This window comes from [Flexibacter] sp. ATCC 35103, assembly GCF_001975985.1.
In the GTDB taxonomy this organism is placed as follows: Bacteria; Bacteroidota; Bacteroidia; order Flavobacteriales; family Flavobacteriaceae; genus Flavobacterium.
In genome coordinates, this window is sequence record NZ_MTQF01000001.1 from 817,836 (window position 1) to 831,482 (window position 13,647).

General features: G+C 29.8%; 14 protein-coding genes. 2 read left to right on the forward strand and 12 right to left on the reverse strand.

Annotation, left to right across the window (positions count from 1 at the left end):
• Positions 1 to 59: 59 nt before the first annotated feature.
• From BXU01_RS03435 to tssD, 11 genes are all read right to left on the reverse strand, one after another.
• The gene (locus BXU01_RS03435; protein ID WP_083691701.1) at positions 60 to 998 is read right to left on the reverse strand and encodes a WG repeat-containing protein; all 939 of its coding nucleotides are present in this window, start codon (positions 996 to 998) and stop codon (positions 60 to 62) included.
• A gap of 52 nt (positions 999 to 1,050) precedes the next feature.
• Positions 1,051 to 1,563 (reverse strand): DUF4280 domain-containing protein, encoded by a 513-nt coding sequence (locus BXU01_RS03440; protein WP_083691702.1) that lies wholly within the window; start codon positions 1,561 to 1,563, stop codon positions 1,051 to 1,053.
• 3 nt (positions 1,564 to 1,566) lie between these two features.
• Complete coding sequence (locus BXU01_RS03445; RefSeq protein ID WP_083691703.1) at positions 1,567 to 2,277, reverse strand: hypothetical protein; 711 nt, start codon at positions 2,275 to 2,277, stop codon at positions 1,567 to 1,569.
• Between the two features lie 13 nt (positions 2,278 to 2,290).
• Positions 2,291 to 3,022: a hypothetical protein gene (locus tag BXU01_RS03450; protein WP_083691704.1), complete on the reverse strand. Its 732-nt coding sequence runs from the start codon at positions 3,020 to 3,022 to the stop codon at positions 2,291 to 2,293.
• A 2-nt stretch (positions 3,023 to 3,024) separates the two neighbouring features.
• On the reverse strand, positions 3,025 to 3,738 hold the full coding sequence (locus tag BXU01_RS03455) for a hypothetical protein (protein WP_083691705.1): 714 nt from the start codon (positions 3,736 to 3,738) through the stop codon (positions 3,025 to 3,027).
• A 17-nt stretch (positions 3,739 to 3,755) separates the two neighbouring features.
• Positions 3,756 to 4,613 carry a hypothetical protein gene (locus tag BXU01_RS03460; RefSeq protein ID WP_083691706.1) on the reverse strand — a complete coding sequence of 286 codons (858 nt, stop codon included), beginning with the start codon at positions 4,611 to 4,613 and terminating at the stop codon, positions 3,756 to 3,758.
• 41 nt (positions 4,614 to 4,654) lie between these two features.
• Positions 4,655 to 5,443, reverse strand: a complete 789-nt coding sequence (locus tag BXU01_RS03465; protein WP_083691707.1) for a hypothetical protein — start codon at positions 5,441 to 5,443, stop codon at positions 4,655 to 4,657.
• A 16-nt stretch (positions 5,444 to 5,459) separates the two neighbouring features.
• Complete coding sequence (locus BXU01_RS03470; protein WP_123773933.1) at positions 5,460 to 6,095, reverse strand: hypothetical protein; 636 nt, start codon at positions 6,093 to 6,095, stop codon at positions 5,460 to 5,462.
• An 83-nt stretch (positions 6,096 to 6,178) separates the two neighbouring features.
• On the reverse strand, positions 6,179 to 7,243 hold the full coding sequence (locus tag BXU01_RS03475; RefSeq protein ID WP_083691709.1) for a hypothetical protein: 1,065 nt from the start codon (positions 7,241 to 7,243) through the stop codon (positions 6,179 to 6,181).
• 2 nt (positions 7,244 to 7,245) lie between these two features.
• On the reverse strand, positions 7,246 to 9,216 hold the full coding sequence (locus BXU01_RS03480; protein ID WP_083691710.1) for a type VI secretion system Vgr family protein: 1,971 nt from the start codon (positions 9,214 to 9,216) through the stop codon (positions 7,246 to 7,248).
• 114 nt (positions 9,217 to 9,330) lie between these two features.
• A complete protein-coding gene (tssD, locus tag BXU01_RS03485) occupies positions 9,331 to 9,726 on the reverse strand; it encodes a type VI secretion system tube protein TssD (RefSeq protein ID WP_055098240.1) in 396 nt (131 codons plus the stop codon).
• 402 nt (positions 9,727 to 10,128) lie between these two features.
• Between tssD and BXU01_RS03490 the strand changes: the two genes are divergently transcribed.
• Entirely contained in the window at positions 10,129 to 10,893 is a 765-nt protein-coding gene (locus tag BXU01_RS03490; protein WP_083691873.1) for a TIGR02757 family protein, read from the forward strand.
• A 102-nt stretch (positions 10,894 to 10,995) separates the two neighbouring features.
• Positions 10,996 to 12,348: a DEAD/DEAH box helicase gene (locus BXU01_RS03495; protein ID WP_083691711.1), complete on the forward strand. Its 1,353-nt coding sequence runs from the start codon at positions 10,996 to 10,998 to the stop codon at positions 12,346 to 12,348.
• A gap of 131 nt (positions 12,349 to 12,479) precedes the next feature.
• Here BXU01_RS03495 and BXU01_RS03500 read toward each other — a convergent pair whose 3' ends face one another.
• Complete coding sequence (locus tag BXU01_RS03500) at positions 12,480 to 13,592, reverse strand: lactonase family protein (RefSeq protein WP_083691874.1); 1,113 nt, start codon at positions 13,590 to 13,592, stop codon at positions 12,480 to 12,482.
• Positions 13,593 to 13,647 lie beyond the last annotated feature (55 nt).

Sequence of the window (13,647 nt, forward strand, 5' to 3'; positions counted from 1 at the left end):
TTCAAACTCATTTATGCTATCTTTACTGGCAGTGTCTGGCCGTGCATCTTTTTAATTATTTATAAATTACAGTATAGTATAAATGACTTAAAATCATAAATTTGATATACTTTATTTCCGCTTATTGCCACTTTTCCATTATATGCTATCCAATCATAATCAATCGGTAAAACCGAGCCATCTTTAAACAAAATATTATATTTATTTTTATTTTTGACAATCGATAATGCTTTTTCAGAAATAAGTTCTGCAATATTTTCTACGGATTCATATTTACTATCTACAGCCTTTTTAAAATCATACAAATATGTCCAATGTTTTTTTTTCTTTAAACTGATAATTTTTGGATTTTCATCTCTTGAACAAATAAAATCATCATACTTAAAAGGAATCAAGATTTTATTTGTATTGTCTATTATGCCTATTTTATTATTTAGTTTTACAACTATAAATTTTTTCTTTATTACTAAAACACTATCATAAAGCGGCTCTGCAATTATTTTGTTCTGTAGATTTTTAATTCCGTATTTCCCGTTCAAACCTTGAAAAGTGATAATTTCAGGTCCTAAGGGTTCAGCACAATATATGTAGTCGGAAACGAATTCATTTATGCTATAGTCATAACAGATTTCTTTATCATGCTCATTTTTAAAAATTAAGATTTTTTGATATGAAGCTATTTGAAAATATTTATAAGTTGGCTCAACTATATAATCCCCTTTTAAATTTATAAGACCATATTTTTCTTTTTGTTTTACTAAAGCTACATTATTAATAAAAGGATAAGCTACATCAAAACCCTTGTCTATTTTTATTGCTTTTGTATTATTGTCGATATAATAAAATTTCTCTTTTAAAAGTATTGGTACGATGACGTTATTATTCCCTGAAAAATATTCTAAAACAGACATTTCAAATGGAAACTTATTAATAGTTTGTCCTAACATATTTAGTTTTAAAAAAATAACTACGAAAATTAATACTCGTTTCTGTTTCATAATTTAATTATTTATATAAAGAGCATCTGTTGCCAATTATCCATCATTTATATTATTGATCTACGCTACTTAATTTATAATACAAAACTCCAAAAACAAGTGATATTAAAAATAAAAGCATTAAAATTATTGTAATGTTTCCCTTTTCCTCTTCTATTTTATTACTTTGTTCCTCTTCTAACTCTTCTGTACTTTTTTCCGGAATAGAATTAAAAATGGATGAATTTGAACTTTCTGATTTAGAAAAATTATTTTCACCCGTATCTTTAAACTCTATTTTGCCGCCCACATCACATAAGATAAAAGAATCTTTACCCAATTTTGCATTATTATTTATTTTACTTTTAAGTGTTTTTTGCCAAACTGTTGGTTTACATTTACAAGAATTTCTTAAAATACCACAACGACCAAATGGCAGTATATTTACAGGAAAATCCTTGTCTTTTTCTGTCGCAATCAGCATACCTTTTATTTTAGAATATTGCTGGCTGGTCACTTTTAATAAAGTGCTTTCACTTCCTTTCTCACAAACCAAGGCGGAATCAGTAATAGTTTTGAAAGACATAATTTAAGGATTAATAAGTTCAGGATAATATTTTTTGATCGCTTTTATATAATCATCAGGTAATTTTTTTAGAATCTTAACTTTTACAGTTGAGTCATAACTATACTTTTCATCTTTGGGTTCAAAGTCTTTAAAAGGATATTTGTTAGCTTGGTAATAGACCGGATGTTCCGAATCATAATATATTTTTTCGATGGTGTCAATATCGGTTCCTCTCCATTTCAGCTTTTTTAATTCAACAATTGGAGATCTAAAATTGACCGCCTGAATAAATTCTTTTTCGTTAATAGGGAAATAATTATATGTTTCAATTTCTTTATCAACTAACCCTATTTTGTTGAATAAATAAACATGATATTGTACAGGTCCTGTGGTTTGATATAATAAAACTAAGTCTTTTAAACCATCTTTATTTATATCAAAAACAGTGTCTTTTATTAATAAAGGGTTGTCTTCATACTCTAAAACTTTCTCATGATTTTGGTCAATATAATAAGTTGTACTTTTTGGATTATTCTCCGAATATTTCCACTCAATTAAATACAATATTTTATTTCCAAAAAAATATTCTTTTCTCTTTAAGATTGTATCTGCAGTTGTAATTATTTTTGTTGAGTCAATTAAAGCCACAGATTGTTCTCTTTTTGATTTGTCTTTGCAACAAATAAAAATGCTAACTACAAATACTAAACAACTAATAAAGATATTTTTCATTTTAAATTGTTGATCAAGATTTAATTAAACATTTTTTTTCTTTTGATTTGTTAGAATTAGACTTAAAAACGATACTATCAATTTTTATTAATGGTACTACTTCTCCACTTTGAATTTCTTTTAAAATACAATCTTTAGAAATAAATTTCCAATTAATGATGGTTGCTTTCGAACTAGCTATAATAGTTTTTTGACCAATATCCACAAGTTTATTTTCTCTATGTCTGGATATAATTGAATCTAAAACAACCAAGCTATCTTTTTTAAAACCATATATATAATCATAAGAATCAAACATAAATCCTGGTCCAAAAATATTTCCGTTGTAAACTCCTGTACGAACTATTATATATTGATTATATATACTCCAATCAAATCCATATTTTTCACTAAATTCATGAGGGAATATTTTAAATACCTTTTTCACAATACCCTTTTCCTCCCCAAAAACACATATAATAGCATCTTCAGGCATAGGGGTAGCTATTACTAAATACTTATTTTTTTTAATGTATATAAATTTTGATTTATCAAAAATTTTCTTCAAAGATTCTATGCGGGATTTATCATTAGTGTCTTGATTAGAAAACCAATCTTTATAATAAGCATAATAATATGCTGAATCTTTTAGCGTTGGTATTATTTGATTTAAGTCTGTTAAATTCTGGGGTATAATCTGTTTTTTACCGCAGTTTATATAGATAAAAAAGAATATGCTTAGAATTGTATAATTTAATGCTCTCATTTTTATTGGCTTCCTATTTTTATTTTAAACTCTTTATTGGGTTCACAATTACTTAAACCTGCTAAGTAATAATATCCCTTATCTACTTTTTTCACATATAAACTACTCCAATTGTTTTGCCACAAATCGCATCTCGTTCTATAAGAATCACTCTTATCAACTGATCCAAGTTTCGTAACATCTATCAATGTTTTTATTTTTGTGTTTACATCATAAATATATTTTTTGTAGTCATCATCGCAATCTTCAAAAATTAATAATTCTTTTCTTTGGTCACTCCATTTGAGACTAAAGCGTGACATCTCTGAGCCAAATTCAGTTTTACAACTTTGTTTATCATAAAGAACAAAATAAGTTTCATGCGTATTAAATGTATACGTTAATATGAAATGGTTTTTAAAGTCTCTATCATTATTTTCTTTGTCAAAACCAGGCAGTTTTTTTTGAATATCGAGTTCATATTTCTGGAATATAGTATCTCTTTTATTTCCTATCAATCTATAATTTAATGAATCTTTTTCGTGCATTTTAAAAGGAAAAATTATTAATGTATAGTCATTCTTTAATTTGATAGTATCTGGTTCGATTTTCTCTAAATGATCCTCTAAATAATCTATATTTAAATACAACTCCTTGGCTATGTAGTTTTGTTTTTTTTCACAGCTTATTAGAGTAAAAAAACTTAGAGTAATAATTATGTACTTTTTCGTTCTCATTTTTTTTAATTAATAATCTATTCAGGCAAAGTATAGATTTTATACAGGCCTTTTGATTTGTCATAAATATCCTCCAAATAAGTATATTTTTGTTTAAAATCTAGTTTTCCATCGTTATTAAAATCGCCATAAGAATCGTAAACATCCCTCATATTTATCATAGTAGTCAAAATATAATATTTAATATTTTCCGTGTCTGTAATATCAAAAAGATGATGCATCACCCAGCGTTCATAGCTTGTATATAATATTAAATATATTTTATTTCTATATTTTATAATATCACCACCACCAATCCTTACTTGTTGGTTATTAATTTCTTTAAACCAATCTTTGTCATAATCCTGATAATCCAAACTATTTGTAACTTTTATTTTGGGAGTAAGCCATTTATAGTCTTTTCCCAACCAAAAGTATTGTCCATTTTTAAATGATATTTTTACCGGAGTTTCATAACTTACTATAAATTCCATCTCGTTGGTATAACCATTTATAAAAGGGCAATATTCTTTGTAAGGCTTTTTATATTCCAAATAATTCTGCAATCCAAAACTATAAATCACCACTTCTTTTCTATAATCTAGTACCCTTACATCAGCAAAACTAATATTAATTGGTGTTTCTAATAAAACAGACTTAATACTTGTAAAATCATTCTCTTTGTCATAGGTTCTATTTTCAAATATAATAGAGCTTACTATTTCTTTATTATTGGCTTTAGTTACCTTATATTCTTCTGTTCGTTTCTTTTCAACTGCAATTGAATCAATTGTCTTTTTTTCCAGAATTAATTGTTTTGCTGTTTTATCATTTTTACAACCAATCAATAAGATAAGAAATAAAACTGTGATTATTTTTAAGTATATATTTATCATTATTTTAATATTCTACAATCAATCTATAGCGTTCTTACAAATTATTTATCATCAAATCGAGGATAATATTTCTTAACTGCTTTTATATAATCAGGAGGTAACTTTTTTAGGATTTCAACCTTGACGGTAGAGTCATAAATATATTGTTTGTCTGAGTCCTCAAAGTCTTTAAAAGGATACTTCTGGGATTTGTAATAAACAGGATGTTCCCAATTATAATATATTCTTTCAATCGTATCTACATCTATTTCTTTCCATTTCATCTTTTTCAATTCTACAATTGGAGATCTAAAATTCAATGCTTGAATGAACTCCTTATTTTTAATTGGAAAGTAATTATATGTCTTTATTTCTTTTGCAACATCACCATTTTTATTTAGTAAATAAAAATGATACAATTTAGGTCCTGTTGTTTGATATACTAAGACAAAATCATCTAAGCCATCACCATTTATATCATAAATTGAAATTTCATATAACTCCATTGTTTTTTCAAAACTGATTAGTTTTTTTACTTGTTTATTTTTTATCACATAAATGCTATATTCATTATTATCAAGATTAATAATCTGAATGTATTTGTGTCTATTATGAAATAAATCACCATATTTTTCGACTGAATATTGATATTGATCTTTTTTAGTGTTTAATGATATCGCTTCATTTAGATTTTTTAAATAGATAGTATCATTTCCTGTATTTGCTTTAGAAACATATTTCTTTAAAAACACATCTAATTGAAAATTGTTTGTAACAACTTCTTTTTTAGCAACATCACTTTTGCATGAAAAGAAAAATAAAATGAATAATATAGCTATTGTTTGTTTCATTTGTTGGTAAAGATTCTTAATTAAAACATTTTTTTTCTATTGATTTTTTAGAGTTAGGTTTAAAAATGATAGTATCGGTTCTTGGCAAAGGATTAACTTCTCCACTTTGAATTTCTTTTAAAATACAATCTTTAGAAATAAATTTCCAATTAATTGCAGTTGCATACGATCCAACTAATATTGTTTTATCACCAATATCTTTAAATTTATTTTCCCTATGCCTCGATATAATTGAATCTAAAATAACTAAACTGTCTTTTTTAATGCCATATATATAATCGTATGAATAGAAATCACTTACTCTGGACAATCCGTTATGATAATCTCCATGAACTATAATATAAGAGTTCTCTATTTTCCATTTTGGTTCATAATTCACATTTGCAGGTAAATCGTTGTATAATTTGAATAAATTTTTCACTGTATCCTCTTTATAGCCATAAACCCTAATTATTTCGTCACCTATTGTACGAGGATTGATGACTAAATATTTTCTTTTATCTGAATATATAAATTTTGATTTATCAAATATTTCTTTTAAATATTCTATTTCTTCATTATTAATACTATCCTTAGTATCATAATAATCTTTATAATATGCATAATAAAACATTGAATCTTTTATTGTTGGGATTATTGAATTTAGTGACATTAAATTTTTCGATAGCACTTGTTTTTTATTACAGCTTATTAGAATAAAAAAGCTAAAACAAATTAACATATAAGTTACATTTCTCATTTTTTCAATTGGTTATTTATTATATTCTTAAATTCTTTATGCCTGTGCTCGAGATAAAAAATAGTAGCACCAGCATATCCCATTGTTAAATAACCTTTTTTTATTGCTGATGATTTAGTATTTTCATCTTCAAAATCTTCTTTTAGACTTAATTGTTTTCCTTTTAAAGAACTATGCATTTCTTTTACTTTTTTAAAGGCTTCTGCATTTTTAATCTTCTCGAAATTTGATAATTCATTTTTCCTTTTTTCAAGTTCTTCGATATCTTTTTGCTTATTAGCTTCGGGTATATTTTTCTTTTTTTTAATATCAATTTCTAGATCATATTTCTTTTGTATATTTTCTGATTCTGTATGACAATCTTTTAGTCCTGTTTTAGGATGGCTTATTTTTAATAGATAATTAATATATTTTAAAAAATTCCCTTCAATATCAATTGTGCCTGCTCTGTTTCTTTCATGAGGCCAATTCCAATTTTCTAAGACATCAACACCGTCCCAATGAGTTGCTACTACTATTCCCTTTTTTATTTTATTATTATAATCCATTATTCCTAATAAAGTAGCTTTTATAGAAATTCTTAGTTCTTCTTTAGAATTTCGCTTTTCAATATCTTCATTTACTAGTAAATTATACCTCGGTGTTCCTATTGCATACGAAAAATTACCTTTAAGTCCATTGTCAATTATACCTTTAAAATATTCACAGGCATTACTTATACAACACATTGCGATATTTTTTTTCTCTAAAAAAGAATCTTCCTTTGAAATGTAATATTTGTTTTTTATTCGATTATCTAAAATTTTATACATACCATTTAAATTATAACCATTTATACCTGAACTTTCTCCCATTACAATACCAGCAACCTTAATGAAATCAACATAATCTACATTCAAATCGATCGGATATTTAAATATATCATAGGGAACCTTTTCATTTTTTTCAATTTTAACTTCTCTTATTTTTTGTTTACAAACTTTTACTTTAGTATTGCCTTTGTATGGACCTCCTAAAAAATTCCCTTCATAATCATAATAATAACCTTTTGCGCTATTCATATTTATATTTTTTCGTTACTAATAAAATCTATAATCTCTCTTTTAACCACTCTTTCTTTAAAAGGGAACGTAGCCGTACTTGAAACTTCGTTGATATCAGGTGACTTAATTTCCAGTTTTTCTACTCCGTTTAGAACTACTTCATCTCCACTTAGCAGTAAATCCGTTTGGGCCCCAATATTCATTTTTTTAGCCGTTAGATCTAATAAATCTGTAGCTTTTAGATTGGTTTCCTTAGCGGTAAGCTGTAAATCTTCAAAACTTTCAATGTCTACATATTTATCAGAATGCACCACTACTTGTTTCGTTCCAAATAAAAGCATGTTTTCTTTTGCATTTATATTTATGCTTTTTTCTGCGCTCATTGTGATATTTTCACTGGCAGTAAGATTTATATTTTTTGCTTTCAGGTTAATGATACTTAAAGCTTCAACATCGATAGTATCGGTTGCGCTATCAATATGAAATTGGTTGCCTTTATTGTCCTGAATTGTTATTTTTTCATTTTCATCAGTATCATCAAAAACAATTCGATGTCCGCTTTTGGTATAAATACTCTTAATATTATTATTTATTTTTCCTCCTGCAGCTGTTTCTCCGTTGAACAAACTTCCCATTACAAAGGGTCTGTTTGGGTCACTGTATCTAAAACCTAGTACAACATCATCTCCTATTTCAGGAATAAAAACCATACCTCTATTAGTGCCTACACTTTCACTCGATCCTGCGTCAGGAGTCATAACGCGAAGCCAGGGTGTTTTTTGCTGCTTAACTTGCTGCCAGAGCATACTTACACGTATTCTTCCTTTACCCTGTGGGTCTTTATTATCGACTACTTTTGCCTGTTGAATCCTGGCCTTTGGCAATGACACTACTGGTTCCGGTAATTTTTTTATAGAGGCAGGCAAGGCTTTAAAACTATTTTTGTATACACTGGAGTCACAAACCAAATGCGTAATCTGGGTAATGATGTAGTGCCCAATCTGCTGATTTTTAAATTGAGTTTTTGTCGCATCGCGTCCGGATAAATGTGCTTCATTAACGCTTATTTCTTCGCGTGCATCGATACTGATAATACTGCCAATTTTTAGTTTGTTGTTACGGCTTGTCGCGGTGATAAAATTGGCATCGGCCATGGCACTTTCCTGTCGTTTTTTCAAATTTTGCTCTAAATACATGTCGTATCCTGTTGCCAGGTTTCCATATTCAAAAGAGGCAGTAGCGTATAGATTTTGTGAAGCTTCTAAAACCTGATTACCAAGTGCAGATAAACCTTTGACCTCGTTACTCGTTTTGGCCTGATACAGTTTATTGATGTCATCATTATACGTATAAGCACTAAACTGAACAGGAACTACTTTTATATTGATATCCAGTGTAAGTAAATCTATGCCAAAGGTTAAACTTACAGGTTGTTCATGACTAGCAAGTTTGCCAAAAACCAGCTTTTCGCCATCATAATACAACCACTCGTTGTATTGCCTCGCCAGTCTTTTAATATATTGAAAATCAGTTTCTAAATATTGGGTCTGATAGCTTATTTTAGACGTATATTCAGGTAGGATTTGGTTTTGCAGTTGATCCCCTGCTGCCGTTTTAATAATTTCCTGAATCATTTCCTGAAGAGTAGTGTCCTCCCAGGAATGCATTTTTTTGCTGGATTCTAATAATATGGTTTTAGAAAAACCGGAGATAATAATTTTATTGCCTACCTGGTCATGGTTCTTTTGGGCTAGTCGAATTTTGGTTATAATTCCCAGAAAATTATTTTTATTTCCTAAAATGATGTGTACGGTTTTTCCAAGCCATTGCTGTGCATTCTCTATGGTATATGCCAGCCTTTTTTCTATGACTGTATGAGGTACTTTTATAGTAAATTCATGGTGATCGTTTATATTTTGCTTTAGTTTAATAGAATCAAAATGTAAAACTTCTTGTCCCTCAATTCCAAAAGTTATTTTTTCCTGCTGCATGTTTATGGCGTATAAAAGATTAAAGAATTGCTTATAGTAAATAGAATGAGAATAAATTCAAGTGATAAAAAAGACAGGAAGCGACATAGGCTGAGGCTTCCTGCCATAAAAAAATCAGACTTTAGCCCAATTGTTGTCTAATGTTGCATTACCTAATACAATTTTCTCTGCCGAGAAAGTGATTTCAGTAATCATTGGATTTTCTGCCAAAGCCTCTAATTGCTCGCTGAAGAATACAATGAAAGCATTTTCGAAAGTAATCTCTTTCATTACCTGCTCAGAATCGGGCTTAAAGAACTTTACTTTACCGCTTACAGGTTTGTGCTGGCTGTTTACCGCCTGCTCAATAACAGTCGTATTTTCTGTAGATTTAACTTTTATATTTAATCTGCCTCCTTTTATTTCAGACGAAACCGCGCCTTTACCATCAGTATGCCGCATCATTTCTACTTTTGAAAATAATACCTGATACTCGTTTCCTTCAAATTCTAAAATTGCTTTAAATGCCATAATAAAAATAATTTAAATGTTAAAAATGTGTTCTTTTTTAATATCTCCTTATCATGCCTGACTAGTATAAACTGAAAAGAGGAATGGTAACTGATTTAGAATATCTCTTTTTTACTTTATTATCTTTTATAAGAAAAAGACTGATAGTCAGAATCAATTATGTACGAAAATACAAATAATAATTTATAGAGAGCAAATTATTTTGTAAGATTTTTTCGAAAAAAAATAAATTGCAAAATATTTTGCACTTTACAAATGTTAAAAAAACACTTAATCACGCATACAACTACGTACAGCTATCATCAGAAAGTAAAATATCTTTTTTGTATATTTTATTTTATTATAAATTTGCCCTCTAATAATCCTTGGGTAAACTTAACTCACAAGAACTTTTATTACATCATGACCCAAAAAGAACTCAAAGAATTTCTCGACGAAAAAGTCATTCAATATAACAATCAGGATTTTATTGATAGTGATCCTGTTCAGATTCCGCATTTATTTTCTCAAAAAGAAGACATCGAGATCGCCGGTTTCCTGAGCGCAACAATTGCGTGGGGAAATCGTAAAATGATTATCAAAAATTCGCACCAAATGATGGAGTTAATGGGCAACACGCCTTATGATTTTGTCATGTCACATTCTGATGATGATCTGGTTCGCCTTGAAAATTTTGTTCACCGTACTTTTAACGGAAAAGATTTTGGCGGCTTCATAAAAGGACTGCAGCACATTTATAAAAATCACGGCGGATTAGAATCTGTTTTTGCAAAACATCAGGAGAAAGACAGTTTAAAAAAAAGCATTCACGAGTTTAAAAAAATATTTTTTGAAATCGATCATTTGCCGCGAACCCAAAAACACATTTCAGATCCTTTGAATAATTCGGCAGCAAAAAGAATCAATATGTATTTACGCTGGATGGTTCGCCAGGACACAAAAGGTGTCGATTTAGGCATCTGGAAAACCATTTCACCTGCCTTGTTATCATGTCCGCTTGATGTACATTCCGGTAATGTTGCCCGCAAATTAGGAATTCTGACCAGAAAGCAAAACGACGGAAAAGCATTGACTGAATTAGACTTAAAACTTCGGAAAATGGATGCAGCAGATCCTGTAAAATATGATTTTGCACTGTTTGGACTAGGGGTTTTCGAGGGGTTTTAATACTGATAACTAACACATTACACTATTCAATTATTAGATCATTAGAAAAATCTAGTGCTCTAACCGTCAATTTAATGTACATTTGCACAAAATTTAATGTAAATGAGCACTTTCGAAAAATTCAATCTTCCAAAATCAGTACAAAAAGCAATCGATGAGTTAGGCTTTGTTACGCCTACTCCTATTCAGGAAAAATCCTTTGCTGTGATTATGTCTGGCCGCGATATGATGGGAATTGCGCAAACCGGTACCGGTAAAACATTTGCTTACTTATTGCCCCTTTTAAAATTATATAAATTTACACCAACCAATACACCTAAAATTGTAATTCTGGTTCCAACACGTGAACTAGTCGTTCAGGTGGTAGAAGAAGTAGAGAAATTGACCAAATACATGTCGGTTAAAACACTTGGTATTTTTGGTGGGGTAAATATCAATACACAAAAAAAAGCCGTTTATGAAGGTGTCGATATTTTAGTAGGAACACCAGGACGTACAATGGATTTAGCGCTTGATGCCGTAATTCGTTTTGATGAAACTCAAAAATTAGTAATCGATGAGTTTGACGAAATGCTGAATTTGGGATTCCGCACACAATTAACAGCGCTTTTGGCGATGATGAAAACCAAACGTCAAAACATTCTTTTCTCTGCAACAATGACTGATGAAGTTGATGCTGTTTTGAATGACTTTTTTGATTTCCCGGAAGAAGTTACTCTTGCGGCTTCAGGTACTCCGCTTGAAAACATTACTCAGGTTACTTATAATGTTCCTAACTTTAATACAAAAGTAAATCTGTTAAAACATTTATTAGAAACAAACGAAAGCATGGAACGTGTTTTGGTTTTTGTGAATAATAAAAAGATTTCGGATATGCTTCATACCAGAATCGAAGAGGATTTTGAAGGTCAGTTTGGAGTAATTCACTCGAACAAATCTCAAAATTATCGTTTGAGTACAATGGCTGAATTCCAGGAAGGAAATCTTCGCGGATTAATCACGACTGATATTATGGCGAGAGGTTTGGATATCTCGAATATCTCTCACGTCATCAACTTCGAGCTTCCTGAATTTCCTGAGCTATACATGCACAGAATTGGTCGTACAGGTCGTGCAGATGCTACAGGAACCGCAATTAGCTTTATCACGCCTCGTGAAGAAGAGTTTAAGGTAGAAGTAGAAGTATTGATGAATCAGGAACTTGCAATTGCAGATTTTCCTGAAGAAGTTGAAATTTCATCCAAATTAATCGAACCTGAAAAGGACAAACAACCGATTAAGTTTTTAATGAAAAAACAAAAACTGACAGGTGACGGTGCTTTTCATGAAAAAGATAAAAAGAATAAAAAAGTGAATCTGGGCGGACCTTCTAAAACAAAAAAGAAAACCCACGGATCTGTCAATCGAAATATGTTGAAAACAAGAGATAAAAAGAGAAAAGATAAGAACAAGTAATCTCTAAAAATCTAATAAAAAAATCCAAATTCTAAGTTCAACAACTTGGAATTTGGATTTTTTTTGTCTCAGTTTTCAGTTTCAGTTTTCAGTACTTCTAAGAAGCTGAAAACTGAGACCGAGACTGAAAACTATATTTTGGTAAAAACAAGTCCAACCGGTGAACACAATTCGATCTTTTTTCCTGTTTTTTTAAGTTTTCCGGTTGCTTTATCTCTTTTAAAAATAATAATATCATTTGTATATTGATGCCCGACGAGAAGGTAATTTCCTGTTGGGTCAATAACAAAATCCCTTGGTCCTTTTCCTAAAGTACTTTCTTGCTCTACAAATTTAATACTTCCGTCTTTTAGAATTTGATACACTGTAATAGCATTTACATCTCCACGATCTGAAACGTAAAGAAAGTTTCCGTCAGGCGAAATTTTTATTGCTGCAGAACTATTAGCACCTTTAAAATCCTTCGGGATTATATTGGTTTCTTTTAAAAGCTTTAAACCTCCGGTTTTATTGTATGCAAAAGTTGTCAATGTACCATCTAATTCCTGAACTAAATACACGAATTTACCATCTTTACTGAACACCAAATGCCTTGGGCCACTTCCTGATTTTACATCAACAGTTTCTTTTAGCGTAAGAACTTCATGTGCTGCACCCGGATTGTATTTATAAATAAAAACTTTATCCTGACCCAGATCATTTGATAATACAAATTTCTTGTCCGGAGAAAAAACAACCTGATGCACATGTGCTTTTTCCTGACGTGCCGCATTTGGTCCTTTGCCTTCATGCTGAAGCAATTGTTGTCCTTCGGTTATACTTCCGTCAGCATTTTTCTTAAATACTGCAATACTACCGCCGGAATAATTGGCAACGATCACATTTTTATCATCGTTTATTAAATGACAAGGATCAGCTCCTAAAGAAGAGTTAGAATTTAACAGCTTAAGTTTACCCGTTTTTGAATCGTAAGTAAATGTACTTACAGCGCTTTGCGTTCCGTTTTCGTTTACTGCATAAATAAATTTATTATTTGCTGAAACTGATAAATAACTTGGACTTATCACATTTTCAGATGAGTTTTTTAATTTAAAATCACCGGAAGCTGCATCAAACTCATAAACATATATTCCTTTACTATCGCAAGTGTTGGTATATGTTCCTACTAATAAATTAAATTTATTTTGTGCTTGCAGAGTTTGTAAAGCTAAAGCCGAAAAAAGCATTATATATAATCTCTTCATATTTTTTAATTGTTTTTTGAATGCTAAAATACTCAATAATATCTTTTAGAAGCTT

Coding starts and splice junctions, on each gene's coding strand:
- BXU01_RS03435 (WP_083691701.1), bottom strand. CDS start 998: ATGAAACAGAAACGAGTATTAATTTTCGTAGTTATTTTTTTAAAACTA.
- BXU01_RS03440 (WP_083691702.1), bottom strand. CDS start 1,563: ATGTCTTTCAAAACTATTACTGATTCCGCCTTGGTTTGTGAGAAAGGA.
- BXU01_RS03445 (WP_083691703.1), bottom strand. CDS start 2,277: ATGAAAAATATCTTTATTAGTTGTTTAGTATTTGTAGTTAGCATTTTT.
- BXU01_RS03450 (WP_083691704.1), bottom strand. CDS start 3,022: ATGAGAGCATTAAATTATACAATTCTAAGCATATTCTTTTTTATCTAT.
- BXU01_RS03455 (WP_083691705.1), bottom strand. CDS start 3,738: ATGAGAACGAAAAAGTACATAATTATTACTCTAAGTTTTTTTACTCTA.
- BXU01_RS03460 (WP_083691706.1), bottom strand. CDS start 4,613: ATGATAAATATATACTTAAAAATAATCACAGTTTTATTTCTTATCTTA.
- BXU01_RS03465 (WP_083691707.1), bottom strand. CDS start 5,443: ATGAAACAAACAATAGCTATATTATTCATTTTATTTTTCTTTTCATGC.
- BXU01_RS03470 (WP_123773933.1), bottom strand. CDS start 6,095: ATGTCACTAAATTCAATAATCCCAACAATAAAAGATTCAATGTTTTAT.
- BXU01_RS03475 (WP_083691709.1), bottom strand. CDS start 7,243: ATGAATAGCGCAAAAGGTTATTATTATGATTATGAAGGGAATTTTTTA.
- BXU01_RS03480 (WP_083691710.1), bottom strand. CDS start 9,216: ATGCAGCAGGAAAAAATAACTTTTGGAATTGAGGGACAAGAAGTTTTA.
- tssD (WP_055098240.1), bottom strand. CDS start 9,726: ATGGCATTTAAAGCAATTTTAGAATTTGAAGGAAACGAGTATCAGGTA.
- BXU01_RS03490 (WP_083691873.1), top strand. CDS start 10,129: ATGACCCAAAAAGAACTCAAAGAATTTCTCGACGAAAAAGTCATTCAA.
- BXU01_RS03495 (WP_083691711.1), top strand. CDS start 10,996: ATGAGCACTTTCGAAAAATTCAATCTTCCAAAATCAGTACAAAAAGCA.
- BXU01_RS03500 (WP_083691874.1), bottom strand. CDS start 13,592: ATGAAGAGATTATATATAATGCTTTTTTCGGCTTTAGCTTTACAAACT.